The organism is Serratia sp. TMDUHS_CL (assembly GCF_037137105.1).
GTDB lineage: Bacteria > Pseudomonadota > Gammaproteobacteria > Enterobacterales > Enterobacteriaceae > Serratia > Serratia nevei.
This window is the reverse complement of sequence record NZ_JBBBDV010000007.1, coordinates 25,870-51,206: the sequence shown is the minus strand read 5'-3', so window position 1 is coordinate 51,206 and position 25,337 is coordinate 25,870. Positions and strand designations below refer to the sequence as shown.

At 59.1% G+C, this 25,337-nt stretch carries 28 protein-coding genes; 10 read left to right on the top strand and 18 right to left on the bottom strand.

Annotated elements, in window-relative coordinates; genetic code table 11:
• Window positions 1–32: 32 nt before the first annotated feature.
• Window positions 33–2,156 carry a TonB-dependent siderophore receptor gene (locus WCL58_RS14465; RefSeq protein ID WP_164114086.1) on the bottom strand — a complete coding sequence of 708 codons (2,124 nt, stop codon included), beginning with the start codon at window positions 2,154–2,156 and terminating at the stop codon, window positions 33–35.
• Window positions 2,149–3,264, bottom strand: coding sequence for an ABC transporter substrate-binding protein (locus tag WCL58_RS14460; RefSeq protein ID WP_060423264.1), 1,116 nt, complete (start codon window positions 3,262–3,264; stop codon window positions 2,149–2,151). The genes WCL58_RS14465 and WCL58_RS14460 overlap by 8 nt, the downstream gene beginning before the upstream one ends.
• A gap of 214 nt (window positions 3,265–3,478) precedes the next feature.
• On the opposite strand from WCL58_RS14460, the gene WCL58_RS14455 reads away from it, so the two are divergent.
• Window positions 3,479–3,940, top strand: coding sequence for a GNAT family N-acetyltransferase (locus tag WCL58_RS14455; RefSeq protein ID WP_060423260.1), 462 nt, complete (start codon window positions 3,479–3,481; stop codon window positions 3,938–3,940).
• Here the strand turns inward: WCL58_RS14455 and WCL58_RS14450 are convergent, their stop codons facing one another.
• Together WCL58_RS14450 and WCL58_RS14445 are read right to left on the bottom strand one after the other, a co-directional pair.
• On the bottom strand, window positions 3,941–4,498 hold the full coding sequence (locus tag WCL58_RS14450) for a class I SAM-dependent methyltransferase (RefSeq protein WP_060423257.1): 558 nt from the start codon (window positions 4,496–4,498) through the stop codon (window positions 3,941–3,943). It abuts the gene before it with no gap.
• Window positions 4,499–4,738: 240 nt separating this feature from the next.
• Window positions 4,739–5,023 carry a YdgH/BhsA/McbA-like domain containing protein gene (locus WCL58_RS14445; protein WP_038873191.1) on the bottom strand — a complete coding sequence of 95 codons (285 nt, stop codon included), beginning with the start codon at window positions 5,021–5,023 and terminating at the stop codon, window positions 4,739–4,741.
• Window positions 5,024–5,332: 309 nt separating this feature from the next.
• Between WCL58_RS14445 and WCL58_RS14440 the strand changes: the two genes are divergently transcribed.
• Window positions 5,333–6,508, top strand: coding sequence for a low temperature requirement protein A (locus tag WCL58_RS14440; protein WP_180548155.1), 1,176 nt, complete (start codon window positions 5,333–5,335; stop codon window positions 6,506–6,508).
• A gap of 198 nt (window positions 6,509–6,706) precedes the next feature.
• On the opposite strand, the gene WCL58_RS14435 is transcribed toward WCL58_RS14440, so the two are convergent.
• A complete protein-coding gene (locus WCL58_RS14435; RefSeq protein WP_336851314.1) occupies window positions 6,707–8,068 on the bottom strand; it encodes an esterase-like activity of phytase family protein in 1,362 nt (453 codons plus the stop codon).
• A 426-nt stretch (window positions 8,069–8,494) separates the two neighbouring features.
• On the opposite strand from WCL58_RS14435, the gene aqpZ reads away from it, so the two are divergent.
• Window positions 8,495–9,190, top strand: coding sequence for an aquaporin Z (aqpZ, locus tag WCL58_RS14430; protein ID WP_025301712.1), 696 nt, complete (start codon window positions 8,495–8,497; stop codon window positions 9,188–9,190).
• A 57-nt stretch (window positions 9,191–9,247) separates the two neighbouring features.
• Here the strand turns inward: aqpZ and WCL58_RS14425 are convergent, their stop codons facing one another.
• The gene (locus WCL58_RS14425; protein ID WP_336851313.1) at window positions 9,248–10,018 is read right to left on the bottom strand and encodes a class I SAM-dependent methyltransferase; all 771 of its coding nucleotides are present in this window, start codon (window positions 10,016–10,018) and stop codon (window positions 9,248–9,250) included.
• A gap of 117 nt (window positions 10,019–10,135) precedes the next feature.
• On the opposite strand from WCL58_RS14425, the gene WCL58_RS14420 reads away from it, so the two are divergent.
• From WCL58_RS14420 to WCL58_RS14410, 3 genes are all read left to right on the top strand, one after another.
• Window positions 10,136–10,921 carry a helix-turn-helix transcriptional regulator gene (locus WCL58_RS14420; RefSeq protein WP_038873182.1) on the top strand — a complete coding sequence of 262 codons (786 nt, stop codon included), beginning with the start codon at window positions 10,136–10,138 and terminating at the stop codon, window positions 10,919–10,921.
• Between the two features lie 125 nt (window positions 10,922–11,046).
• Window positions 11,047–11,820, top strand: coding sequence for a DUF2076 domain-containing protein (locus WCL58_RS14415; RefSeq protein WP_336851312.1), 774 nt, complete (start codon window positions 11,047–11,049; stop codon window positions 11,818–11,820).
• Window positions 11,821–11,915: 95 nt separating this feature from the next.
• Entirely contained in the window at window positions 11,916–12,464 is a 549-nt protein-coding gene (locus WCL58_RS14410; RefSeq protein WP_336851311.1) for a GNAT family N-acetyltransferase, read from the top strand.
• Here WCL58_RS14410 and WCL58_RS14405 read toward each other — a convergent pair.
• From WCL58_RS14405 to WCL58_RS14380, 6 genes are all read right to left on the bottom strand, one after another.
• Window positions 12,455–12,706, bottom strand: coding sequence for a hypothetical protein (locus WCL58_RS14405; RefSeq protein ID WP_033642017.1), 252 nt, complete (start codon window positions 12,704–12,706; stop codon window positions 12,455–12,457). The genes WCL58_RS14410 and WCL58_RS14405 overlap by 10 nt on opposite strands.
• 86 nt (window positions 12,707–12,792) lie before the next feature.
• Entirely contained in the window at window positions 12,793–13,245 is a 453-nt protein-coding gene (locus WCL58_RS14400) for a thiol-disulfide oxidoreductase DCC family protein (protein WP_070915503.1), read from the bottom strand.
• A 75-nt stretch (window positions 13,246–13,320) separates the two neighbouring features.
• On the bottom strand, window positions 13,321–13,650 hold the full coding sequence (locus WCL58_RS14395) for a hypothetical protein (RefSeq protein ID WP_025301705.1): 330 nt from the start codon (window positions 13,648–13,650) through the stop codon (window positions 13,321–13,323).
• Window positions 13,651–13,886: 236 nt separating this feature from the next.
• Window positions 13,887–15,062, bottom strand: a complete 1,176-nt coding sequence (locus WCL58_RS14390) for a type I restriction endonuclease (RefSeq protein ID WP_060440607.1) — start codon at window positions 15,060–15,062, stop codon at window positions 13,887–13,889.
• 305 nt (window positions 15,063–15,367) lie between these two features.
• A complete protein-coding gene (gene ycaC, locus WCL58_RS14385) occupies window positions 15,368–15,994 on the bottom strand; it encodes an isochorismate family cysteine hydrolase YcaC (RefSeq protein ID WP_004928476.1) in 627 nt (208 codons plus the stop codon).
• 117 nt (window positions 15,995–16,111) lie between these two features.
• Window positions 16,112–16,993, bottom strand: a complete 882-nt coding sequence (locus WCL58_RS14380; protein WP_038873171.1) for a pirin family protein — start codon at window positions 16,991–16,993, stop codon at window positions 16,112–16,114.
• Between the two features lie 125 nt (window positions 16,994–17,118).
• On the opposite strand from WCL58_RS14380, the gene WCL58_RS14375 reads away from it, so the two are divergent.
• Entirely contained in the window at window positions 17,119–18,027 is a 909-nt protein-coding gene (locus WCL58_RS14375) for a LysR family transcriptional regulator (protein WP_049273915.1), read from the top strand.
• On the opposite strand, the gene WCL58_RS14370 is transcribed toward WCL58_RS14375, so the two are convergent.
• Together WCL58_RS14370 and WCL58_RS14365 are read right to left on the bottom strand one after the other, a co-directional pair.
• Window positions 18,028–18,411, bottom strand: a complete 384-nt coding sequence (locus WCL58_RS14370) for a VOC family protein (RefSeq protein WP_060423221.1) — start codon at window positions 18,409–18,411, stop codon at window positions 18,028–18,030. It lies immediately after the preceding gene.
• Window positions 18,412–18,413: 2 nt separating this feature from the next.
• Window positions 18,414–19,196 carry a DeoR/GlpR family DNA-binding transcription regulator gene (locus WCL58_RS14365; RefSeq protein ID WP_060423217.1) on the bottom strand — a complete coding sequence of 261 codons (783 nt, stop codon included), beginning with the start codon at window positions 19,194–19,196 and terminating at the stop codon, window positions 18,414–18,416.
• A 138-nt stretch (window positions 19,197–19,334) separates the two neighbouring features.
• Here WCL58_RS14365 and WCL58_RS14360 point away from each other — a divergent pair, with 138 nt between their 5' ends.
• Window positions 19,335–20,024 (top strand): ZIP family metal transporter, encoded by a 690-nt coding sequence (locus tag WCL58_RS14360; RefSeq protein ID WP_060440611.1) that lies wholly within the window; start codon window positions 19,335–19,337, stop codon window positions 20,022–20,024.
• A 106-nt stretch (window positions 20,025–20,130) separates the two neighbouring features.
• Window positions 20,131–20,748: a hypothetical protein gene (locus WCL58_RS14355; protein WP_047728779.1), complete on the top strand. Its 618-nt coding sequence runs from the start codon at window positions 20,131–20,133 to the stop codon at window positions 20,746–20,748.
• 35 nt (window positions 20,749–20,783) lie between these two features.
• Here the strand turns inward: WCL58_RS14355 and WCL58_RS14350 are convergent, their stop codons facing one another.
• The 4 genes from WCL58_RS14350 to WCL58_RS14335 form a co-directional block, all read right to left on the bottom strand.
• Entirely contained in the window at window positions 20,784–21,047 is a 264-nt protein-coding gene (locus tag WCL58_RS14350) for a putative hemolysin (protein WP_004940597.1), read from the bottom strand.
• Between the two features lie 50 nt (window positions 21,048–21,097).
• Window positions 21,098–21,586, bottom strand: coding sequence for a DUF2501 domain-containing protein (locus WCL58_RS14345; protein WP_015376789.1), 489 nt, complete (start codon window positions 21,584–21,586; stop codon window positions 21,098–21,100).
• A 126-nt stretch (window positions 21,587–21,712) separates the two neighbouring features.
• Window positions 21,713–22,303, bottom strand: coding sequence for a lipid IV(A) palmitoyltransferase PagP (gene pagP, locus WCL58_RS14340; protein ID WP_336851310.1), 591 nt, complete (start codon window positions 22,301–22,303; stop codon window positions 21,713–21,715).
• A 156-nt stretch (window positions 22,304–22,459) separates the two neighbouring features.
• Complete coding sequence (locus WCL58_RS14335; RefSeq protein WP_060423210.1) at window positions 22,460–22,939, bottom strand: universal stress protein; 480 nt, start codon at window positions 22,937–22,939, stop codon at window positions 22,460–22,462.
• 674 nt (window positions 22,940–23,613) lie between these two features.
• Here WCL58_RS14335 and WCL58_RS14330 point away from each other — a divergent pair.
• A complete protein-coding gene (locus WCL58_RS14330; protein ID WP_336851309.1) occupies window positions 23,614–25,293 on the top strand; it encodes an alpha-keto acid decarboxylase family protein in 1,680 nt (559 codons plus the stop codon).
• Window positions 25,294–25,337: the final 44 nt, after the last annotated feature.

Sequence of the window (25,337 nt, the reverse complement as noted above, 5' to 3'; positions counted from 1 at the left end):
CGGTTATTTAAGCAAATTTCACCGCCCGTAGCTTAGAAATCGATACTGCCGCGCAGCACCACCTCACGCGGTTCCCCCACCGCCACGCGCAAATTACCGCCGCTGGACGGGTAGTAAGTTTTATCGAACAGGTTCTTCACGTTCAGCTGCCATTTCACCCGATAGCCGTTGATCGGCATGGTGTAAGCGGCGAACGCATCGGCAACGGTGTAATTATCCAGGGAGAAACTGTTGGCAGCGTCACCCGGGCGGCGTCCTACGTAGCGCGCACCGGCGCCAATGCGCACCTCATCGCCGCTGTAGAAACCCGGGCTGCCCAGGTTCTGGGTCAGGAACAGCGAGGCGGTGTGGCGCGCCACGTTGGTCATCTCTTTCCCCTTGTTGTCCGGATCGTCCACCACCCGCGCGTCGGTATACGCATAGGAGCCGATCAGGCTCAGCGAATCGGTGAGGTTACCGGCTACGTCCAGCTCCACGCCCTGCGAACGTACGCGCCCGGCGGTGCGCGTCACGGTTTCGCCCTCCACCAGCTCATTGACCATCACGTTGCGCTTGGTGATGTCGAACAGCGCCAGCGTGCCGGTGACGCCGTTCGGCAACGCCAGCTTGCCGCCGACTTCCCACGACTTGCCCTGCTCCGGCGGCAGCGAACCAATTTGGGTGGCGATGGAAGAGTTCGGCTTGAACGACTCGGTATAGCTGCTGTACAGCGACACATAAGGCGTCAGCTTGTACACCACCCCCGCGCGCGGCACCAGCTTGCTGTCCGAGCTGTCGGTATTGGCCTGGAACGGCCGCCCCTTGCCGGCATAGACGTCGAAAGCATCGTAACGCAGGCCGCCCATCACCAGCCATTTATCGGTTAGCTGGATGGAGTCCTGCATAAACCAACCGTAGCTGGTGAGGTTTTCCCGCTGGTCGCTGTCTTTGGCGCTGACCGCCGTCGACGGCGGCATCAGGCCGTATACCGGATGATAGATATTGAAATCGCTGTTCTTTTTGCCGCGGATCATGTCGCCGCGGTAGGTGCGGTTATCTTCAAAATCGAAGCCGAACAGCATCTGGTGGTTGATGCTGCCCCAGTCCACGTCGCCATTGAGCGTCAGCTGCACCGCGTTGGCGTGGCTGACGGCGTTGGCGGTCGAGTCGGCCTGGCGGCTCAACACGCCGGTCACCGGGTTCAGCGCCGTGGCGCGCGCCTGGTTGTCGCTGTAGCTGTTGCGGCTGTAGGCGTAGGTCAGTGAGCTTTTCCAGCGCTCGTTGAGCGTCTGATCGATCTGCAGGGTAATGCTGTCCTGATCGCCGCGGGTGGCATTATAGGCTTCGTCGAAACGGCGATCGCGCGGCGTATTCACCGGTTTGCCGGTGCGCGAATCGATAATGGTGCCGCGATCGAACGGCACCAGATATTCCATATGTTCATAGGCCAAGCGCACGGTGGTGTTCTCGCCGTACCACATCAACGACGGCGCGATCACCGTCTGGCGATTGCGGCCAAAGTTGCGCCAGTAATCGGTTTCATCGTGATCGACGATCATGCGATAGGCAAACCCCGACGTGCCGAGCGGCCCGGTAACGTCGAGCTGGCCGCCGCCGCCGTTGAAGCTGCTGCCCCAGCCTTCCACGTGGGTATGCTGCTGCAGCTGGGGCTTTTTGGTGATCATGTTGATCATCCCGCCCGGCTCGCCCATGCCGTACAGCATCGAGGCCGGCCCCTTGAGCACCTCCACCCGCTCGGTGGTCGGCGTAAAGTTGCGCGCCTGCACCGAGCGCACGCCGTCGCGCAGAATGGAGCCGTCGCGGTTGTCGCCGAAGCCGCGTTTCATGACCGCGTCCTGGGTGCCGCCCAGCGTGTTGGCCTGGGTAATGCCGCTGACGTTGTACAGCGCTTCGTCCAGGCTGCTGACCGCCTGATCAGTAATCACCTGCTGCGGCACCACGTCGATCGCCTGCGGCACGTTCAGCAGGTTGGTTTCGCTGCGGGTGCCGGTGACGCTGGTCAACGGCTGATAGCTCTGCACGCCGTCGGCATCTTTGCGGCCGACCACGACCAGGCTCTCTTCCTGCGGCGCGGCTTTCTCCGCCGCCCACGTCGGCGATGTCGCGCAGGCCGCCAAAGGCAATGCGCACCACCAGCCGCGCTTGTTGTTATTCATTATCTAACTGACTCCAATAGGTCCCTGAAAAAGGTAACGGCAAAAACTGCTGATACAGCTGTTGGAAGGTCTGCTGCGGGTTAATGTCGGCGAACAGATCCGGGTAAAACGCTTTGGCGAACATCTCGACCAGCACCACGTGGTATGGGCTGAGGTAAAAGTTGTGCCAGACGCTCCAGGCGCGGTGATGCTTCACCGCCTGCAGGCTGGCCAGCATCGGCTGTGTGGCGATCAGCCGGCGGAAGCTGTCGGCGGCGTCCTGTTGGCTGACCTGCGGCCCGAGGCGCAGATCGGATAGCCGCTTGCCCTGCGGCCCGGCCATGCCGGTGGCGAGGTAAACGTCGGGATTGGCGCTCAGAATGGTTTCCGGGTTCAGCTCGCCGTACACCCCTTTGACGCTGGCGTTGGCGATGTTGTCGCCGCCGGCGAAGGTCAGCAGATCGCCGAGGTTGCCGTGCGCGGCGGTGGTGCAGCAGGTGTCACGCCGCCCCAGATGCAGGTGCAGCATCACTTTGGGCTTCGGCCCCTGATAGCCCGCCAGCCGCTGCTGAATCACAGCCATATGCTGCTGATAAAACGCGATAAACTGCTCAGCGCGCTGCTGGCGATTGAGCACTTCGCCCAGCAGCCGCACGCTCGGCACGGTGTTGTTCAGCAGATCGATGCGCAGATCGACGTAGATTACCGCCACGCCGGCCTTGTTCAGCGCGGAAACCAGCAGATCGTTATCGCCGTCTTCACGCGCGTAGCGCGCCAGGATCACCAGATCCGGCTTCAGCTGCAGCAGGCTTTCAATATTGACCTGGCGGAAATTATTGCCGCTGATAATGGGGATCGCGGCGATCTGCGGGAACTTCTGCGTATAGAGCTGCCAGCTTTGCGCATCGAACCGCGCCAGATCCGCCGGCCAGCCGACGATGCGCTGCGCCGGGTTGCCCGGCTCCAGCAGCGCCAGCGTATACAGCATGCGGCTTTCCCCCACCACGATGCGCTGCGGGTTGTCCGGCACCACGACCTGGCGGCCGGTGATATCGGTCACCGTCTTCGCCTGAGCGGAGAACACGCCGAAGCACAGGGAAAGCAGCAGTAAAATGAGGGAATTGCGCATGATTAAGCCGACACGGGGAAATAGTGTGCGCATGATAATCACTCTCATTAGCACTTGCAATCCTGCACGGCGATTGCCAAAAGAAATCCGGGAAACGGCACCGGGCGCGCGGCGAAACATGGCGAAACCGCTAAAAGAGCGGCTTTAAAAAGTTAAAAAAATGGCGGGGAAATCGGTTAAATAGAGCGGAAACCACCAAAATAGGGAGACATCCATGGATCAACGCATTATTCCGCTGTCGGAGTGCCCGCAGTTTGCCGATGTGTGCGCCGCCTGGGCCTTCGGCCAGTGGGGTTCACAACGCGGCGGCACGCTGGAGCGCACCCAGCTGCGCTTCGCCCAATGCAGCCGGCCAAGCGACGATCACCTGACGCTGATGATGATCGACGGCGATCGCCCGGTGGGCATGGCCAGCCTGTGGCCCAGCGACGATCATCAGCGCCAGGATCTCACCCCGTGGCTGGCCGGCGTCTTCGTGCATCCCGATCACCGCCGCAAGGGCATTGCCCACCGCCTGGAGATGGCGATCGTCGAAGCGGCGCGGCAGCGCCATCATTCGATTTTGCATCTCATCACCGACAAATCGGAAGCGCTGTACGCCGGCTGGGGTTGGCAACCTCTGGAACGCCGGCGGCAGTATGACGAAGACGTGGTGGTGATGGTGAAAACGCTGTAGTTAACGCGGCGTACAGACATACACCAGCGCCGGCGGGAAATTGCGCACCACCCGCAGGCGCTTCCAGTGAAAATAGCGGGACAGCAATTTTTCCGACAGGTGGCTGTATTGGAACAGCACCAGCGTGCCGTTGCGCGCCAGCAGCCGCTGCCGGGCCTGCTGAAGGATGCGCACGCTGATCCTGACCGGGATCGACAGCAGCGGTAGGCAGGAAAACACCACGTCATAATCCGTGGCCATTTGGGTCGCCGAATGGGCCATCACCTGCAACCGCCGATCGTCTATCCCCCGCAGCCGATGCACGAAATGCGGTTGGATCTCGAAAGCCTCCAGCGCCGCATCGGCGCGCATCCGCCCCAGAATGCGTTTGGTCAATACGCCGTCCGCCGCCCCCAGCTCCGCGATCGACAGCGCCCGGGTCCATTCAACCTGGTTCAGCATCGCCTGGCACAGCCACGGGGAAGAAGGCGCCAGCGTACCGACGGTGCGCGGTGAAGCCATAAATTGCTGCAGGTAAGCGAAGTGATTCATCAGTTGCAGCCGGGTCGCATTTAACATTGAGGCCTCCTTGGGTTAAGTCCTCAATGTGAGCCGAATTTCTTAAGTATTCATTAACATGATTCCGAAAGCGGCGGACACAGTTGTAATAAAATGCAACCTCAGCCGCAGCGGAAAAATGAAAAACGATCGTAATAATGACCTGAAAATAAGCCGCCCACGCGCGCCCTATCAGATAATTATTACGACCGTTTATTTTATTGGCCACGTTGCCGTGGCCAGAGGGTAAAAAACCAACGCTTAGCGATAAATTTCCGCATTGCCGCGCCAGTTGCTGGAATCCCCGGGGGTGTCCAGACCGATAATGCGGTAATGGCCGGCGCCGTCCGCCGCGGCTTTTTCTTTCAGGGCGTGAATGGCGTCATGCGGTGAGCCGCTAATGCCGGAAACCGACACCACGCCGAGGCTTTGCAGATTGGCGGCCTGTTCGCTGTTGACCTGTTTCACCGACGACAGCGGCGCGGCGAAAGTGGAGAAGGAAGCGGCGGCGATCAATACTGCTGCGATGCTTGGGATAAGTTTCATGATTGACTCCAGGTGTTCTTGTTTATTAGCTCGTTGTCAGTGATGTTAATTATCCGCTAGCCAATGAAAACGGACGTCATGCAACGTAAAGAACATCAATCATTGTGAGGAGAATAAGGAGGAAGTGAGAGCGAGTGTGTATTTTAAGGCGGAAATGACTTTATAGGGTTCACCTTACCCCTATTTGATGAACAATTAAAGACAGGGCGAAAGAAAGAACGCGCGCCGCCGCTATTTAAGATTTTTTACCCGCCGGGGCGCGCTGAGCTACGCTGATTTTGTGGCTTACCCTTTTAAGGAAGAACGCTTATGTCGCAAAACCTGCTGCGCGTGCGTGACGGTCAGGGCGCTTCGGTCTCGTTTTCCGAGCTGCTGTTCGATCTGATCTACGTTTTCGCCGTGACCCAACTTTCCCACTATCTGTTGCATCACCTGACGCTGACTGGCGCGCTGGAAACCCTGTTGCTGTGGTTCGCCGTCTGGCTGGCCTGGCAATACACCGCCTGGGTCACCAACTGGTTCAATCCGGATACCCGTCAGATCCGCCTGCTGCTGTTCGCTATCATGCTGCTGGGGCTGTTCGCCGCTGCCGCGCTGCCGCAGGCGTTTGGCGAGCGCGGCCTGATCTTCGCGCTGTTCTATGTCGCCATTCAGGTCGGGCGCTCCGTCACGGTGCTGCGCCTGCTGGCGCCCGGTCATCCGTTAAAACGAAACTTTCACCGCATTCTCGGCTGGCTGTGCATCTCTGCCGTCTTCTGGATCGCCGGTGGGCTGGAGGAAGGCAACGCCCGCCTGGCGCTGTGGGCGGTCGCGGTCTTGTGCGAATACGTCTCGCCGATGTTCGGCTTCCGGCTGCCGGTGCTGGGGCGCTCGGACAGCAGCAGCGAATGGACCATCGAGGGTCACCATCTGGCGGAGCGCTGCCAGCTGTTCGTTATCGTGGCGCTGGGGGAAACCATTCTGATCACCGGCGCCACCCTGAGCGAGATGGAAAGCTGGAGCCTGCCGGTGCTCATCGCCTCGCTGGTGGCCTTTCTCGGCAGCCTGGCGATGTGGTGGGTCTACTTCGACACCAGCAGCAAAGCCGGCAGCCACGCCATCAGCCAAGCGGAAAACCCCGGCCAGCTGGGCGCTTACTTCCATTACGTGCACGTCGCGCTGGTGGGGGCGATCATCGTCTGCGCCGTGGCCAACGAGCTGGTGATCGCCCATCCCGACGGCCACATCCAAAACGCCACGGCGGCGGTGTTGCTGCTCGGGCCGGCGCTCTACCTGTTCGCCAACGCGCTGTATAAACGGCTGGTGTATCATCGCTTCCCGCTGTCGCACCTGGTGGGGCTGCTGGCGCTGGCGGTATTGGCCCCCGTCGCCTATTTCACCGATCTGCTGATGGTCAATGGCCTGACGACACTGATCATGGTGGTGGTGGCGGTGTGGGAAAGCATCTCGCGCGGCAGAGCGCCGCAGCGGCACGCGGAAGCCTGAAGCAAACGGGGGCGTCACCGCCCCCGCTGTGAGATTGATGACAAACCTCATGCCATTGCCGGGTTTGCAGAGGGCAGCGGATAAAAAAACAAGGAAAATCAATTTATTGATTTTCGGCTGATGGCCACAAAGGAGGAAAAACCACGTTTTTTCCTCCTTTGTCAACGGTCTGACGGGGGCGCTATCGCCCCCGCTGTCTCACTTCAAGGGATGCGGCAAGGTGAGCACCCAGAGCTCGCTCAGCGACTCCGGCTGCTCCAACGGGCGCAATTCGATACGGGCGTCGGTCTTGTCGCCGTCGAGGCTCAGCCGCCCTTCTTTCTCCAGCTGATAATCGCCGATTTTCTTGCTCTTTGGCGATGCGTCCACCAGCTTGGCCTGCAGGCCGAAATCGTTGTCATTAATCACCGCCAGCGTGCGATCGTCGATCAGCGCCAACCCTTCCGCTTTCTCCTGGCGCCAGCCCAACTGGCGCAGGTCCGCCACTTCCCGTTTCTGCGCCAGCTTCACGCCGCGTTTGGCGAGATCTTTCGCATCGTCGAACTCCAGCGCTTTCCCCTGGCCGTCAAACGCGCTCAGATCGCTGGCCTGCGCGAGATCCACCAGATAGATCTTGTTGATCATCGTCTTATCTTTACCGGTTCCTTGTTCAATCAACAGGATACGCTGGTTGTCCAACGCCACCACATCGCCAATCTTGGCGTCTTTGGCTTTTTTATAGCTGTCGATATCGATGGGATAGCCGTACATAGCGGTTTTGCCACTGCGCGGATCGAAGCTCACCAGCCGGGTAAACTGCGCCTTGTTTTTGCTTTTGCCATCGACATCCAGCGTGCTCTGCACCGCCGCCAGAATGCGCCCATCCGGCATCCGGGTCAGCCCCTCAAAACCACGGTTGGGCTGGCGCCACTTCAGGATGTTCGGCAAACCGCCCGCGACCGCCTGCTCGCCGGCCTGCGGCGTTGGGCCGTATTTGGCGAGAATTTTACCTTTGCCGTCGATATGGATCAGAAACGGACCGTACTCATCACACAGCCAATAACCACCGTTGCCGTCACCGGTAATGCCTTCGGTATCCAACCCGCGGCGATCGCCGGGCAGCGGCTGCAACGCGTCGTTCAACGCCACTTCGTTCGTGGAACCAATCAGCTCGCTCGGCAGCGGCAGCCCGCTAATCGGCCCTTTTTCGTCATGCAAGGACCGTGCATTCTCGGCCACGGCCTTGCCGCCACCGATACGAATGTCCATCAACAGAGGCACGAATTGCGGGTTGGCGAAAATTTTGGCTTCTTGCTTGCCCACCGCCGGGGCATCGGCATTCGGGCCGCGATCGGTCAGCGTCGTCAGCACCAGATCGTCGCCCTGCTTGCGATTGAACGTCAGCCCGGAGCCGATCCCCACCGGCAGCCCCTGCGGGAAATTCTTGGCGAACGCCCCCTGATAGGCGACGCGTTCCCCGCCGGGGAAGCCGACCACATAACGCGCTACCTCAATATCTGCAGCGTAGGTGAATACAGGAAACAGTGAAGCCAACAGCAGGGAGAGCGATTTTATTTTCATGGTTTTTACCCGAGGTTGAACGAAGCGTTATCAGGCAGAAGAAGATATTAATTTAGCATGACACTGAGATGACAACAGGCGTTTCGTCAAATGTGCAATAGGCAACAAGGTTGACTGGCAAATAGAAATTAGCAATTAACCTGGGGATATTGAATGGAGAAAACCGCTGGAAAAAAGCGCCTGAAAATAACCCGTCATTTCGCTTAGGGTAAATTCTTATATCAAAGATAAAAAAATCGGCAAACGCGCGCCGGCACGGCGAAAAACGGCGTTTTTCTCATAGACAAAATAAAATACCGGGGATTTAATACCGCCGTTATTCAAGGTGCATTAAGAAAATTCTATAGAATATCTGCATGAACTGAAAAAGCTGTTCTATAGTTTTTAGTGCTAACACCCGTTAGTCTATTCCGCAGGATGGAATCTATGTCAAAGCGACTTTTTGCCGAATTTTTTGGCACATTTTGGTTGGTGTTTGGTGGTTGTGGTAGCGCAGTATTAGCCGCGGCATTCCCACAGCTGGGTATTGGTTTCCTCGGCGTCGCGCTCGCTTTCGGCCTGACCGTGGTGACGATGGCCTATGCCGTCGGCCATATTTCCGGCGGGCACTTTAACCCGGCAATCACCGTTGGCTTATTCGCCGGCGGCCGTTTCGCGGCGAAAGACGTGATTCCTTACGTTATCGCACAGGTGATCGGCGGTATCGCCGCAGCGGCGGTGCTGTATTTGATCGCCAGCGGCAAAGCCGGTTTCGACGCCACCGCAGGCGGTTTCGCCTCCAACGGTTACGGCGAACACTCTCCGGGCGGTTATTCTCTGCAATCAGCAATCGTGATTGAACTGGTGCTGACGGCCTTCTTCCTGATCGTTATTCATGGCGTGACCGACAAACGCGCGCCGGCAGGCTTTGCCCCGCTGGCGATCGGCCTGACGCTGACCCTGATCCACCTGATCAGCATCCCGGTGACCAACACCTCCGTCAACCCGGCGCGCAGCACCGGCGTAGCGATCTTCCAGGGCACCTGGGCGCTGCAGCAGCTGTGGGTCTTCTGGCTGGTGCCGCTGGTCGGCGGCATTATCGGCGGCCTGATCTACCGCTGCCTGCTGGAAGACAAAAAATAAGCGCATCGCAGCCGATAGCGTTTCACGGGGCAGCCTTCATCGGCTGCCCCGTTGCTTTCAGCCCTTCGTCACGTCAAACATCATGATATCGCTGGTAAAGGAGCCGTCCGGCTGAATGGCGAAATGCGCCGCCACCTCCTGCGATACGCTTTGCTGCAGCGCACGGATCGCGGTAACGAAATGCGCCGGCGTGCGCATGCGCGCCACCCAGCTGCCGAACTCCAGCATCAACCGATCCGACGTCACCTCACGCACCACCAGCCCGGCCTCGGTCAATAACGCCAGCCACTCGCCCGGCGCATAGTTGCGCACGTGTGAGGTGTCGCGCAGCACTTCCACGGTTTGCAGGTAGATATCCAGCAGCGGATGCCCCGGCGAGACCACGTCCATAAAAATCGCTCTGCCGCCCGGCTTCAATACCCGCCTGACTTCGCGCAGCGCCTGGCCGACGTCATGCCAATGGTGCGCCGAATAGCGGCTGATAACCAGATCGAAGCTGGCGTCCTCAAACGGTAAAGACTCCGCCACGCCCTGCTGCAGCTGAATGTTACTCAAGCCTTTTTCCGCCGCCGCCTGCTCCACCACCGCCAACATTTGCGCCGACAGATCGTAGGCCACCACCTGCGCCACCCTGGCCGCCGCCGTGAAGCTGGCGTGCCCGGCGCCGCAGCCCAGATCGAGCAAGCGCGCGCCGGCGTGCGGTTCCAGTAACTGTGCAAGGCGTTGCAAATCCTTGCCCTGCGCGTGCACCGCGCTGGTTAAGTAGGCGTTGGCCTGCTCGCCGAACTGCCGGTCTACCGCGTTTTTATGGCTGTTGCTGATGCTCATGTTTACTCCCGTTATTATCCGGCTTGCGCCTGTGCCTGAAGGCTTTCGGCTACTATAATCAGGCTACTATACGGGTACAATATGAGCAGTTATCCTGGTATAAATAGGTACCACGCTATGTCATCAGAAGCCTTATCCGGGCCAAAGGCCCTCGGCGCATTCCTGCGCGCGCACCGCGAGCGCATCACGCCGGAAATGCTCGGCCTGCCCAGCTCCTCGCGCCGCCGCACCAGCGGCCTACGGCGCGAAGAGCTGGCGCAAATCAGCGGCATCAGCGCCACCTGGTATACCTGGATCGAACAGGGGCGCGAGGTGTCCATTTCCCCCTATACGCTGGCACGCATCGCCAAGGCGCTGCGGCTCGGCCCCGCCGAACGCCACTACCTGTTTACCCTGGCGCGCGTCGCCGATCCCGAGCAGGAAACGCACCGCGAAACCGCCAACGACGCGGTGCTGCAAAGCGTGCACCAGATGACGGTGCCCTGCTACCTGCTGGACGTGACCTGGAACGTCGTCGCCTGGAACCCGCAGGCGGCGGCGCTGTTCAGCGGCTGGCTGGATGTGGCCAACAGCCCTAATTTGCTGCACTTCATGTTCTTCCACCCGCTGGCGAAAACGCTGGTCAGCGATTGGGAAGAACGTGCCCGCCGCGTGGTGGCCGAGTTTCGCGCCGAGACCAGCCATCACCAAAACACCGAAGAGATGCGCGCCTTCGTGCGCAACATGACGCACAACAGCGCGGACTTTAATCACTGGTGGAAACAGCATGACGTGATGGCGCGCGAAGGCGGCGAGCGCGCGTTCGAGCACCCTCAGCAAGGTGCGCTGCGCTATCGCCAGCTCACCTTCCATCCGGCGGAGCACGGCGGTCTGAAGCTGGTGATGCTGATCCCGCTGCCGTAATTGGTAACAAATTCATAGACAGGTTTACCCGCCATTTATTTATTGGTTCATGCAAACGCGCTAGGGTGATTGTTACCGATGACAACGATCATCCAGCACCGTTATTTATCTCCCGAGGTACGCCTATGCAATCCGAAGAACAACGCCTTATCGATGGTCTGTTTGGCCGCCTGAAAGAAGCCGAGACCAAGACGGGCCCACGGGATCTCCAGGCAGAACAGCAAATCAATCAGCATATTCGCGAGCAGCCTTCCGCCCCTTATTACATGGCGCAGGCGATGATCATTCAAGAAGCGGCGCTCAAGCAGATGGACCAGCGGGTCAAAGAGCTGGAAGCCCAGGTCGCGCAGCTGCAGCAAACCGCCAGCGGCCAACAGAGCAGCGGCGGCTTCCTGGCCGGCCTGTTCGGCGGCGGCTTCCTGGCCGGCCTGTTCGGCGGCGGCAGCCGCAGTACGCCAAGCCCGCGTGAACAGTATCAGGCGCAGCAGCAAAATACGGCGGCCTGGAACAACGCGCAGCAAGGGGGCTACTCACAGCCGCAGCAGCCAGCCTATGCCCAACCGCAGCAGGCGGCGCCTTCGCGCGCCGGCGGCTTCCTGGGTGGGGCTTTGCAAACCGCGGCGGGCGTCGCCGGCGGCGTGGTATTGGCCGACATGCTGACCGGCATGTTCCGCCATTCGCAGCCGCAGGAAATCGTGAATATTATCGAAGAAAACCCGGCACCGCCGGACGACAGCGCGATGCGCAATTTCGACGCCTCCAACAACCTTGATACCTTCAACAACGGCGACGGCGGCAGCTTCCTGAATCAGGACAACGGCTTCCAGAACGCCAACTATCAGGATGACACGGACTACGCCGACGACGATTACAACGACGACGACGATTCCTTCCTGTAATGCTCCTCTCCCCCTCTCACTCGCAGAGGGGGATTTCCCGTTTCGCCGATCTGGACTACAGTGAACGCTGTTCATTGATCCGGCCGGGAGAAACGATGCCGAGCTTTAATCCTTCAGCCCCGTACTTCAGCGAGCGCCTGCAGATGCGGCCGCCGGTGATGGCGGACCTCGAACGTTTCTACGCCATCTTTGGCGATCCGCAAACCCAACTCTTCAACCCCGCCGGCCCGCTCACCAGCGAAGTGCAGGCCGCTTCGGCGCTGCAGGAGCGGCTCGCCGTCTGGCGGCAACACGGCTACGGCTCCTGGGCGCTCGCCCTGCGCGAACGGCCGGATTGGGTTATCGGCTTTGGCGGCTTGTCCTGGAAACCGCTCGGCGCGCAGCGCACCGTTAACCTCGGCTATCGCTTCGACACCCGGGTGTGGGGCATGGGGCTGGCCACCGAGATGGCGCGGGCTTCACTGCAATACGGGTTTGTCGGTCTGGAGGTGGGTGAGATTTCTGCCATTGTGCGCGCGGAGAATCAGGCTTCGTGGCGGGTGCTGGAAAAGATTGGCATGCAGCGGGTGGATACGCTGGATGACGTGCCCGGCGCAGCGCCGAGCCTGGTGTATACGCTAAAGCGCGGCGACTATCAGGGCTGATCGTCGCTGATTTTGGCCAACGCCATGCGGTAAGATTTGACCTTCTGACGCTTTTTCAGCCAGGTGGCGGTAGAAACGATGAACACCGCGCCCGACATCGCCAATACGCCGGTCGGGTGGCCGTAAAACACCATCAAGGCAAAGTACACGGCGGAAACGATCGCCACCCATTTCGCCGTATTGCCCATGTCGTTCTTCTCCTGGGTCAAACGGCGGATGTGCTCTTCTTCACTGATTCCCATACGCGCTCCTTGTTGGCTGAACGTTCCATTATATGGAGCCGGAGTGTTGATATTTCAAGCGGTTGGATGGTAAAGAAGCGTAAAGCTCAGGCCGGCGGTTCCCGCCGCCGGGGCAGATAGCGCCCGGGCTGGTCGGCGCCCGGCAAACCGGTGCCGTCGTTGCGGCCAAATAGCCGGTAGCGATTGCCGGCAACCGCATCGTAGACCTTGTCCGCCAGCCGCGGCGGCAGGTAACGCGCCAGCGCCAGCGCGCGATACGGCCATCCCAATTGGCGCAACGCCTGGAACAGCGCCGCCGAACGCAGCCAACAGCGCCCCTGCTCAACATAGACCACGGAATCGAAACGATCGGTCGGCAATCCCAGCGCCTGCAGGATCGCCTGCCCTTCGACGGATTGCACCGTCGCCAACAGAATGCGCCGCTGCCGATCGGCGCGAATAAGATACCTCACCAGCCCGTGACACAGATTGCATTCGCCGTCGAACAACAGCGCGCACTCGCCGGGCTGGAGACAGGGCAGTTGTGCTAAAAGGGTCATCCCGCCTCCCGATAAACGCTCGCCTTAGCCTAACGCGCCTTGAGCGTGCGAACCAGAGCGGGATGACAGGGCCCGTTAAGGCGCAGGCGGGGCGTCAGGCACGGCCACCACCGCGACGCGCACCTCGTAATGCTTGGCGCTGCCCGCCGGGATCACCGCCGTCAGTTTGTTGATGGTTTCCACCGGATTGTCGCTGGCCGAGGTGGCGCAGAACAGTTCGCCGCCGTGGCAGAACCCCGGCTTGGGCGGGTGCCCGCCCGGGAAAGGCGGCATGCGCATCGGTTCATCCGCCACAGGCGGCAACGCTTTGGCCGCAGGCGCCTCAGGGGCCGACATCGCGCTCGCGCTGAACAACAGCGCCATGCCCATGCAGGGCAGCGCCAGGATCTTGATTGCTTGTTTCATTGAATTAGCCTCATTTGCCGGGTTCGGGATTACGCTACCCCGCCCCCGGCCCATGAGAAAGCCGCTTTTCGCTACCTTTTCGCCCCGCTACGTTTTGCTTACATCCCGCGTCTAACGTGATGAAAACAGAAGATTTGGTAAGCATTCCGACTTTTCCATCCTTCCACACAGCGCATGCCACCCTACGTGGAAACTCTTCATGTTATTTTTCTAATCCCCCCTTAACGGGGTATGAGCTAGCTTTCCTGCTTATCTTTTCTCTTCTGCCTAAAGTTTTCGTCATTAATACAATATTGGTAAGAATCAACGATCAAACCCGTTAGCCGCAAAATATTTTCCGGGCGGTCGATAATGATATGCCCCCCTGCAGCCAACTCCAGCCCGGCACGAGTTATCTCAGCCAGCCTGGCATCGTCTATCTCAAGCGGAAGCAAAATGGTTGGGCGTTGCTTATTGTCGAAATAACGCAGAACCCATCGCGTCGTCTTCCCTTGAAAGAGGATGCTGTAATAGCTTTCCGTGTCTTTCGCAATCAGCTCTGCCTCAGCGCCCAAGATCATCGCCACATTGTCAAACAAGCACCTTTCTGCAAAGGTCGTCACTATTTTACTATTTTCGGGATCAACGATCGGGGCGAGCGGATCGGGTCTGTTTTGCGTTTCACCTTCATCTGAGGATTCAGACGCTACAACATTTTCCGACGTCACTGACAGGCCAGAAACGACCATCGCACTCACCGCTTTTTCAACAGCCAAACGAACCAATGGCGTTATTGTGTCCAAAAAACGTTGGTTTAGCTGACGCTGAACGTTAGAACGACTTGCCACATAACGAACAAAATCTGAATCAACGTCTCGAAGGCTGGCGCTGATAGTTTTTGTAAATGAAGTCAGATAGATACTTTCTTCAGCTAACGTCCGCAATGCTTCAGGCTGAAATTGGTCGTGCCTAAATCTATATAGTTGATCAATATCAGAATCATTTAGATTATTAAAATCTATTTTCAGGAATGGCGTATCATCCATGATGTTCTTATCTTTCAGATCGGTGAAAAATCGCCATTCTTTTCCATTGGTTATTGCAGAAACCGTGACCTCTGGTGTCGCATTAAAATAACGAGATAGCTGGGGGCTATGGTTTGACAGATTTTGACTGAAAGACTTCGCCTCGATGAACATGACGGGAACTGCATGGCAAAAAAGGGCGTAATCAACGCGTTCACCCACCTTAACACCTGGAAAATCAGCACCATACTCTGCCTTCACTTTAGTGGGATCATACGGGTGAAAGCCTAAGGTTTCTAATAACGGCAAAATTAATGCCTGCTTAGTCGTTTCCTCAGTATTGCAATGCTGGCCAACAGAGGCCACATGAAGAACATGGGCCTTAAGCTTATCTCTGAATGCATTCATCAACCGTCCCTCTGCTGTGTTAAGTCGCTGTAGTCTTAAATCACACGTTCAAAAGTGCTTTTCTTGCAAAAAAGCGGGGTTCTTAAATAGAACTCCGTCAATATTTAATAGAATTAACATTAATTATTAGTTATATAGCAGAACAAATGGCCTTAATCAAAATAGGAACACAAAGACCTACAGCCGATCACAATAAAAAGAGATAAGTATTAACAGATGGGAATTTATAGCGAGTGAACCATTATTGGTACTTATACAGAATCTAGATACAAATGATGGGCAGGGAATACTGCCCATCTATCGCATTATTTACCGTTCGTCAGCGTGTTATAGCTGGTCATCAAATTGCGGTAGTCCGGGATATGGTTGGAGAACAGCGTGCCCAGGCCTTCGATGTCGTTGCGCCAGTCGCGGTGCAGCTCGCAGGCGACGCCGAACCAGGTCATCAGCTGCGCGCCGGCGGCTTCCATGCGGCTCCAGGCCGACTGACGCGTCAGCTCATTGAAGGTGCCGGAGGCGTCGGTCACCACAAAGACCTCAAAGCCTTCATTGAGCGCCGACAGCGCCGGGAATGCCACGCACACTTCGGTCACCACACCGGCGATGATCAGCTGTTTACGGCCGGTGGCTTTTACCGCCTTGACGAAGTCGTCGTTGTCCCAGGCGTTGATTTGGCCGGGGCGAGGAATGAAAGGGGCATCGGGGAATTGGGCCTTCAGCTCCGGCACCAGCGGGCCGTTGGGGCCGTTTTCGAAACTGGTGGTCAGAATGGTCGGCAGATTGAAGTACTTCGCTAAATCACCCAGCGCCAGCACGTTGTTTTTAAACCGATCGGGATCGATATCGCGCACCAGCGAAAGCAGCCCTGCCTGATGATCCACCAGCAATACGGCGGCCTGGTCCTTGTCGAGGCGCTTGTAATTTGCAGTCATGGTTTTACTCCTGTGGGGGTTGATGTTGCGGATGAAACGCCCCGCCGCTGGGACGGGGCGTTGAGGTTTAAGTGTAGCGCCTGGGCCGGGGAACACGTCCCGCCCCAGGCACCAAGGTCAGCCGGCGCTCGCTTCGGCGTTCATGCTACCGAACTTGCCGCTGTTGAAGTCGCGGAACGCCTGCTGGATTTCCGCGTCGCTGTTCATGACGAACGGGCCGTAGCCGACGATAGGCTCATCGATCGGTTCGCCGCTCAGCACCAGCAGCGCGACGTCGTTGTTGGCTTCAATCGTGATCGAATCCCCCGCCCGGTCGAAACGCACCATTTGGGTTTCGCGCACCACCTCTTCGCCGTTGACCAGGATCGCGCCATGCAGCATCACCAGCGCCAGCGTATGGCCTTCTTTCACCGTCAGCGTGGTGGTGTGGCCGGCATTCAGCTTCATATCCCACACGTTGAGCGGGCTGAAAGTGCGTGCCGGGCCGGCGTGGCCGCCAAAGTCACCGGCGATCACCCGCACCTGCCCTGCGCCGTCCGCCAGCGGAACCACCGGAATATCGGCGTTCAGCAGCGTCTGGTAACCGGGCTCGGCCATTTTGTCCTTGGCCGGCAGGTTGACCCACAGCTGCACCATTTCCATGGTGCCGCCCTTGCGCGAGAAGTCCCGCGAATGGAACTCTTCGTGCAGAATGCCGGAGGCGGCGGTCATCCACTGGACGTCGCCGGGGCCAATCACCCCGCCGCTGCCGGTCGAGTCGCGGTGTTCCACTTCGCCCTGATAGACGATGGTCACCGTTTCAAACCCGCGATGCGGATGCTGACCCACGCCGCGGGTGCCGGAGGCAGAGCGGAATTTGGTGGGCGCCGCGTGATCCAGCAACAGGAACGGGCTCATTTCCGCCCCCAAATCGTTATAAGAGAACAGCGAATTCACCAGGAAACCGTTACCGACCCAATGCGCTTCCGGGCTGTTGTGAATACCGAGGATTTTTTTCATCTTGAACTCCCGTTTCAGACCTCACGGCCTTAAGTTGATGGCAGAAGTTTAATCTGTCGGGGTTTGCTGCAGTAGTAGGCAAGATGTACACTCAGCGTTCTACAGGTAGAACGATAAGGGATACGATGCTGACCGATCTGAACGATCTGTTTTTCTTCGCCAGCGTGGTCGATCACCAGGGATTTGCTCCCGCCGGCCGGGCGCTGGGCATTCCCAAATCCAAGCTCAGCCGCCGCGTGGCGCTGCTGGAAGAGCGGCTGGGCGTGCGCCTGATCCAGCGCTCGACGCGGCGTTTCTCGGTGACCGAGGTCGGCCAAAACTATTACGCACACTGCAAGGCGATGCTGGTGGAAGCGGAAGCGGCGCAGCAGGCGATCGAACAGACGCGCGCCGAGCCCTGCGGCACGGTGCGTATGTCGTGCCCGGTGGCGATCCTGCACACCCGCGTCGGCAGCATGGTGGCGGCCTTTATGGCCGACTATCCGAAGGTGACGGTGCATCTGGAGGCCACCAACCGCCGGGTGGACGTGGTGGGGGAAGGGTTGGATCTGGCGATCCGCGTGCGGCCGCCGCCGCTGGAAGACAGCGATCTGGTGCTGAAGATCCTGGCGCAGCGCACCTGGTGCGTCGCCGCCAGCCCGGCGCTGGTGCGCACCCTCGGGCCGGCGCACACGCCGGAAGACCTGCGTAAATACCCGACGCTCGATCTCGGCCCGGCGCGCGCTCAGCACCAATGGCGGCTGACCGGCCCGCAGGGTGAACGGGTCGAGTGGGAACACACGCCGCGGCTGGTCACCGACGACATGCTGATGCTGCGCACCGCCGCCATCGCCGGCGCCGGCATCGTTCAGCTGCCGGCGATGATGATGCGTGACGACATGCTGCGCGGCGAACTGGTCCAGCTGCTGCCCGGCTGGCAGCCGCAGGGCGGCGTGGTGCATGCGGTCTACCCGTCGCGCCGCGGTTTATTGCCGGCGGTGCGGCTGCTGCTCGATTATCTGGGCGAGCAGTTCGCCAGCATCGAAGAGGAGTGATCAGGCGGTAATTTCGATCGCGTTGCCGTCCGGATCGCGGATGACGGCCTCATAGAAGCCGTCGCCGGTCCAGCGCGGCGCGGACTGCAGGATACCCTCCTGCTGCGCGCGCTGCGCCAACCGGTCGACCTGCCGTTCATCCCCCAGCGACAGCGCGATGTGCGCCCAGCCCACCCGTTCTTCCAGGGCCTGCGCCGGCAACAGCGTCGGCACGCGCATGATCTCCAGCGTCGGCCCGGCCGCCAGGCTGACGAAACGGGAAACAAACCCCGGCCGGTTGCGGCTGACGTACTCCTCACCCGCCTCACCGTTGAAATAGCGCTGCCAAAACGCCAGCTGCGCGTCGATATCACGGGTCCACAGGGCAACATGGGCTATTTTCATCATCATTCTCCGGTCGGTAAATCGCTGTGCCAAACCTGGCCGCCGCCCTGCGCCACCTGCAGCTCGAGCTGCGGGTGCGCGCCGCGCGCCGTCACCAGATGATCCACCCGCCCGGCGGGCAGGAAGGGGTAAGGGGCGTAGGTATTGAGCTTGTCGCGGGTACACAGCACCGCCACGCTGCCGGCGCGCGTCAGCAGCCGCTTTTTGAAGGTGGCGTCCTGGTAGCTCAGCGCGGAGAAGCCGCCGTCCGGGTCGTAGGCGCAGATGCCGGTGAACACCAGATCGAAATGGAAACCATCTATCTCTTCCGCCGCCTTGGCGTCCACGCAGCCGCCAACCTGCGCATCCAGCTCACCGCCGATCAGGATGGTGCGGATCCCCGGCCGTTCCAGCATTTTGCCGGCGATGCTCAATGCATTGGTCACCACCGTCAAACGCCGATCGCGCGGCAACATATCCGCCAGATACAGGTGGGTGCTGCCGGCATCGAGGAAGATCAGCTGCTCTTCACCGATCAACCCCAGCGCGGTCTGCGCCAGCGTCAGCTTCTCATCACCGCTGAGCGCCATGCGCGCCGCAACGGGGCCTTCGGCCGGCGTCGGCGCCAGCGCGCCGCCATAGATACGTTTACACAGGTTCTGCGCCGCCAGCTGGCGCAGATCGCGGCGGATGGTGGCTTCGGTGGTATTCAACCGCTGCGCCATCTCCAGGGCCAGCACCCGCCCCTGTTGGCGAAGCGCGTCGAGAATGGCCTGGTGGCGTTCATTCGGTAACAGTTTGGACATCGCGTAAATCCGGTGACGCTAAAGTGATCACAAATGTACACAAACGTACAAAATCGAACAATCATTTTTTTCGCCACGCTGAAGCGGCGGCGCTCGTCTAGACTGAGAGTGACATCACCGATAAGGGATTATGACGCGATGACCTCCGCCGTGCTTTATACGCTGTTTCCCGCCGCAGCCACCGTCATCGGCGCTGCGGTGGCACTCTATCGCCGCCCCGGTGCCGCCACGATGCGCGTCATCCATCACTTTACCGCCGGCATCGTTTTTGCCGCCGCCGCCACCGAAATCCTGCCCGATCTCAAGCAGCAGTCGCCTTTGGCCGTGTTGCTGGGCGGCGCTGCGGGGGTGCTGTTAATGCTGTTGGTTAGGCAACTGGGTGAAAAAGCGCAGGGGCCGGTCGGTTTTATCGCCGCGGTCGGCGTCGATATCTTTATCGATGGGCTGGTGCTGGGTATTGCCTTCGCGGCCGGTGCCAAGGCCGGTCTGCTGTTGACGCTGGCGTTGACGCTGGAAGTGCTGTTCCTGGGGTTGTCGATCGTCGGCGATTTGAAAGACTTTCTCGGCAGGCGGCTGCGGGCCATGGCGGCGATAGTCGGCCTGGCGCTGCTGCTGCCCATCGGTGGCCTGCTGGGGGCGCCGGTGGCCATGCTGGGCGCATTTTGGCTGACCGCCTTTTTGGCCTTTGGCCTGATCGCCCTGCTCTACCTGGTCACCGAGGAGCTGCTGGTCGAAGCGCATGAAGGCGGAAAAGAGACACCGTTCGCCACCGCGATGTTCTTTGCCGGCTTCCTGCTGCTGTTGCTGTTAGAGGAAGGTTTGGGGTAAAAAAACAGGCATTTCATGGCGCATGCCGCCCGGAGGCAACGCTTTGGCTATACTGAGGCAGGCGAAGTTACCGTAGACGTAACGGCTTGGGCGTAAAGGGAAAACGATGTTATTGACGATCGCAAGGTGGCTGTTTCAACTCCCCGGGAAGCTGTTCGGGCTGATTTTTAAAAATCGCCTGAGGATATTTTTGTTCTTTATGCTGGTCGCCATCGCGGTGCTCGGCGCCAAGCGCTATCTGCGCGCTCATCAATATGACGACGAGTTCAGCCTCGCCGCCCCCACCGATTACAACCGCGCGATAAAGCGCGAAATGCCGCTGCGCGAGGCGCGTGAACAGTGCGGGGGGCCGCTGCACGACAATGCCGGGCAGCCGTGGCCCGCCTCAGCCGGTTATCTGCACCAGCCGACGCGGCTGCCCGCGACCGGTCTGCATCGGCTGACGCTGGATAATCAGGGCAACGATTTCGCGGTGCTGGTCAAGCTGGAAACGCCGACGGCGCCGCAGCAGCTGGCGGAAGTCTTTATTCCGCCCGCCGGCAGCTTCGAGGTGAAAATCAATGCGGACGCGGAACACGTCATGAAAATCAAGAACATCAAGACCGGCTGCATGTTCCGCTCCCGGCCGTTCAACCTGGATAAACAGAGCGATTGGCGCATGCCGCTGACGCTACAAAAAGACGGCAGCCTGCAGCTGCAGTCGATAGGGGATCGCCAATTCTGATCGGGCGCCGGGCGGAAGCGCCGGCGCCGCGAGGGTTACTTTTTCACCGGGTGATCGCGGCGGAACAGTTCCCAGCTTTCAATTTCCTGCCCACTCGGCAAGGTGCAGGTGGAATACTGGCCTGCCGCGTTCTCTTTGGCATTCAGCTTGCCGCCGATTTGGGTGCAATACACGTCGGCCGGGTTCGCCATGCCGATCGGTTTCACCTGCGGCGGTGGCGGCGCATCGTTGGATTTCACGGAACACCCCTGCAACATCGTCATCCCCGCCAACAGGGAAAGCATCAACGTTTTTTTCATTTTTCCAGCTTATGCAAAAAAGAACGGCGGAGCGCTCCGCCGTTCGTTCATCATGAAATAAAGGATTTGCCCTGTTTCAGCACCAGATCGCAGGCTTTTTGCTTCACCTTCTCGGTGATCTGCGAGGTGCCCAGGCTGTTCAGATCCAGGCTCTTGCCTTCGCCGGTCTGCAGCAAGCCGCCCAGGCCCTGCTGATAATCCTGGCTCTTGGCGTTTTCGGTGCTGGTGATGCCCAGCTTGCTGAGCAGCTGATCTTTCACCCCTTCGGCACCGTTAGCCGACAGCACGTTGTTTTTCACACAGTACTGCAGGATACCGGCGGCATTGGTCATGCTGCTGGAGCTCAACGCCTTGTCGCCACCGTTCAACAGGCCGGTCAGCGAGGAGAGCGACATGCCGCCGCTGCTGTCGCCGCCCGACTTGCTCAGTTCGCCCGCCGCGCTGCTGAGGGAATCCATCAGCCCGGCAGCCTGAGTGGCGCCGCTGGCCAGGGTAGCGGACAGCGCCAAGGCCAGCAGTAAACGATGTTTGGTGATCATAGTGGTAAAACTCCTGTAATAACGGCATGCGATCGGCGCAGCGCGCCGGGATACCCTTCCGACGCCGCCGGCGGCGACAAGTTCCTTTTATCTCGCCGCCGCGCCGTTTTTCGGAATTCAGGAAATTTAGAACTGCCAGCGCAGCCAGGCGAAGAACACGTTGCCGTTGTTATAGGTGCCGGGAATGTAGGTCGCCTGGAACGTCAGCCGCTGATAGCCGATAGAGGCCAGCGGCAGCGGTGCCGGGATAGGAATGTATTTCCAGTTGTCACGCGCGGTGACGCTGGCGGTGAAGCCCAGCCCCAGGCGGAAATCCTTGTCATCCAGCGGGCGCCAGATCTTCTCGCAGGCGTAGCCGCCGATCGGCTCCCACTTGTTGAAGGAATCCTTGAACGCCATGATGTAGATGCCGTGCCAGTCACCGTCGCTGTCGTAGCGGGAGATACCGTAACCGGCCCCCCACGGGCGCTCGTTGTACTTATCGATATGTTCATCATCGTAAGTCCAACGGTTGTGCCAGGTGATGGCCGGAATATAGAGATCGTGGTTAGGCGAGTTGTTCCAGGTCTCCGCCACGTTATCGGTAAAACGCTGCCATAGACCCGGTTTTTCAGCCTGCGCGGTATTGCCACTTTCTGTACCAACCTCAGCGTAAGAAGGCAGTGCAGGAAATATCAACGCCAGAGAACATGCCAAAAGAGTCCGTTTGAGAAACATCGTAAAGCTCCTGTAAAAATACGGCCGAAGATTCTTACCGATAGCCCAGGCAAGATCAAGCTGTATCTAATTTATCCAACGCCCGTTGTGCTTTGGTTAAGTTTAGCACCGGAAAATTCCCGATAACTTTTAACAGGTTGTGCCGGCCTGCGTATGCTATCGCCTTTCGGGCGGCAAAGCCGTGGGAAAAGTCCGCTTTGTCGCACACGACTCGCGGGCAAGGTGCTTGACCAACACATCGACATCGAGACGGTTCACAAACTCCAGGGAATAAGAAGAATAGAGACCGAACAGGCGATTCTGGTGCCCGACCACCACCAGATCGATACCGGCCTGATGAATGAAATCGTTGACGTCCTTAAAGCGCCGGATAGTGACGATTTCCTTGACCGCAACCGGCGCCTCGACGGCGCTCACCAGCCGGCTCAGCATCGCCTTGGCGGCGATCACCTCCTGCGCCTGGCGATCTTTGACCAGCGCATCGCTGCCGTACTCCAGCTCCGCATAGTCGGCGTTGAGGTGGCCGACGGTGATAGCGATCGGCAGCCCGCCCACCATCGCTAGCGTTTGACGCAGTAACGGCAGCCCATCGCGCTCATCGTGAATCAGTACCAGAATGTGTCGATAGCTTTTCATCGCTCTTTCCCCCGTCAGTCAGTGCCACTGGGGCACCGCCCTCTTTGGTAGGTATACGCCATCTGCGCGCACGTAGAGAAAAGTTTACGTATCACTTCCCACGGAATGTGATGGCCACCACGTTATCTTAGCGACCGTGGCGGCGCATTTTAACGCCGGCCCGACGTGGCGCGCACCGCCGCCCCCGTAAAGCAAAGCTGACGGAAACCGACGAATAAAAAATGATCGCTGTTAATTTTTTGTTTTTAATTGGTTACAGAATGGTTTCTTGAAATAAGCGTGCGGCGGATCACCAAAATCCCCCTTTACGTCAGCGTCGGCTTTTCTTTTCCAGGCTAACTGCCGGGTACCGCCAGACAGGATTTAACGCGGCATCAAAAGTACCGGTAAACTCCCCCTGCGTCATGATAAATGCCAACGCGGCGCCGTTTCTCTGCTGATATTCCATCAAGGAAAAATACCGCCGCACGCCAATACGCAATACCCCTACTTTTTATGTATTACTCAATCGCGTAAAGCGCCGAATACAAACCGCCCATTTTTCGGCTGCCAACCCTATCTTGAACAAGTCGACGCTTTAAATAACTGTTAAAGCTAACGACACAACATCGCCAGCAATTTATTTTTGCTGATTTTCGCCTGACAAAATAAAGATAAATAATCCGGAGCAATCAATGAAAATAACTATCGGGTCATTCATTCTGCAACAGCTTCACGCCCTGAACGTCGATCGTATTTACGGCGTGCCCGGCGACTATAACCTCAGCCTGCTAGAGCTGCTGGAAAGCGACGACCGATTGGCGTTTATCGGCAACTGCAATGAATTGAACGCCTCCTACGCCGCCGACGGCTACGCCCGAATGAAAGGCGCCGGCGCGCTGATCGTCACCTACGGCGTTGGCGATCTGGCCGCGCTGTCCGGCATCGCCGGTGCCTATGCCGAATCTTCGCCGGTGATCTGCATTGCCGGCACGCCGCCGCTGCACGCGATGAAGAATCATCAGCTATTGCACCATACCCTGGGCGACGGCAATTTCGACAACGTCATGAACTGTTTTAAACAATTCACCGTTGCTCAAGCCTTGATTACGCCGGAAAATGCCGCGCAGGAAATTCCGCGCGTTATTTCCCGCGCCTGGATAGAGAAGAAACCGGTCTATTTACAGCTGCCTTCCGATATTTGCGACGTCGAAATTGAAATCACCGCAGCCGCAGCGGCGCCGCAGTTGCCGGCCAGCGATAAATACAATGTGCAATTAGCGGCGATGGCGCTGTTAACCAAAATAAAACGCGCACAGCGCCCGATCATGTTGATCGACCAAATGGTGGATCGCTATCAGCTGCAGCAGCGGGTTATCGAGGTCGCTCATCGCTTTGCCATTCCGCTGACCAATATGCCGACCGCCAAATGCATTATTCCGGAAGATACCGCCGGTTGGATGGGCGGCTACAGCGGCAACCTGTCGCGCCCCGAACTGTATGAACGCATGGCCCACTCGGACTGCGTGCTGAGCTTCGGCGTGCGTCTGGTGGACTCCACCACCGGCTATTTCTCGCAGCAAATTCCCGCCGCCGCTCAGGTGGATATCCAGCCGTTCTCGCTGAAGCTGGACAACACCTCCTACCCGGCGGTGGCGGCTGCGGATCTGCTGCAGGCGCTGCTGGATCTGAGTGAAGACGCGCCGGTACAGCCCCTGGCGCCGCTGCCCGATCCACGAGAGAAGCTGGCGACGCCGAGCGATACCCCCATCGACCAGGCCTATCTGTGGCAACGGATCCAGCGATTTGTCCGGGCAGATGACGTGGTAGTGGTGGAAAACGGCACCTCGGGCGCCGCCATCGGCGGCATGCGCATGCCCGGCGGCGTCAAGGTGGTCAACCAACCGATCTGGGGTTCGATCGGCTATACCCTGCCGGCGCTGCTCGGCACCCTGATGGCGGCGCCGAAGCGCCGGCATCTGCTGTTCATCGGTGACGGCTCCTTCCAGCTCACCGCGCAGGAAGTGTCTACCCTGCTGCGCTGCGAGCAAAAGCCGATCATCTTCCTGATCAACAACGACGGCTACACCATCGAGCGTTATATCCTCGGCGAAAACTCGTCCTACAACGACATCGGCCCGTGGGACTACGCCAAACTGCCGGCGGTGCTGAATACTCAGGCGCAGCCGTTCAGCGTGGCGGTGGAGACCACGCAGCAGCTGGAAATGGCCCTGGAACGCGCCTCGCGGCAGGATCGGCTGGCGTTTATCGAGGTGAAAGTGCCGATGATGGACACGCCGCCGGTGATGAAAGAGTTCTGCAACCGCTGCAACAGCTTTAACTTCGGCCTGACCAACCCACGCCGCAGCGCCTGAGGCGCTACCGCGCCGCCGGTGGTTCAGGCCACCGGCGGCATTTT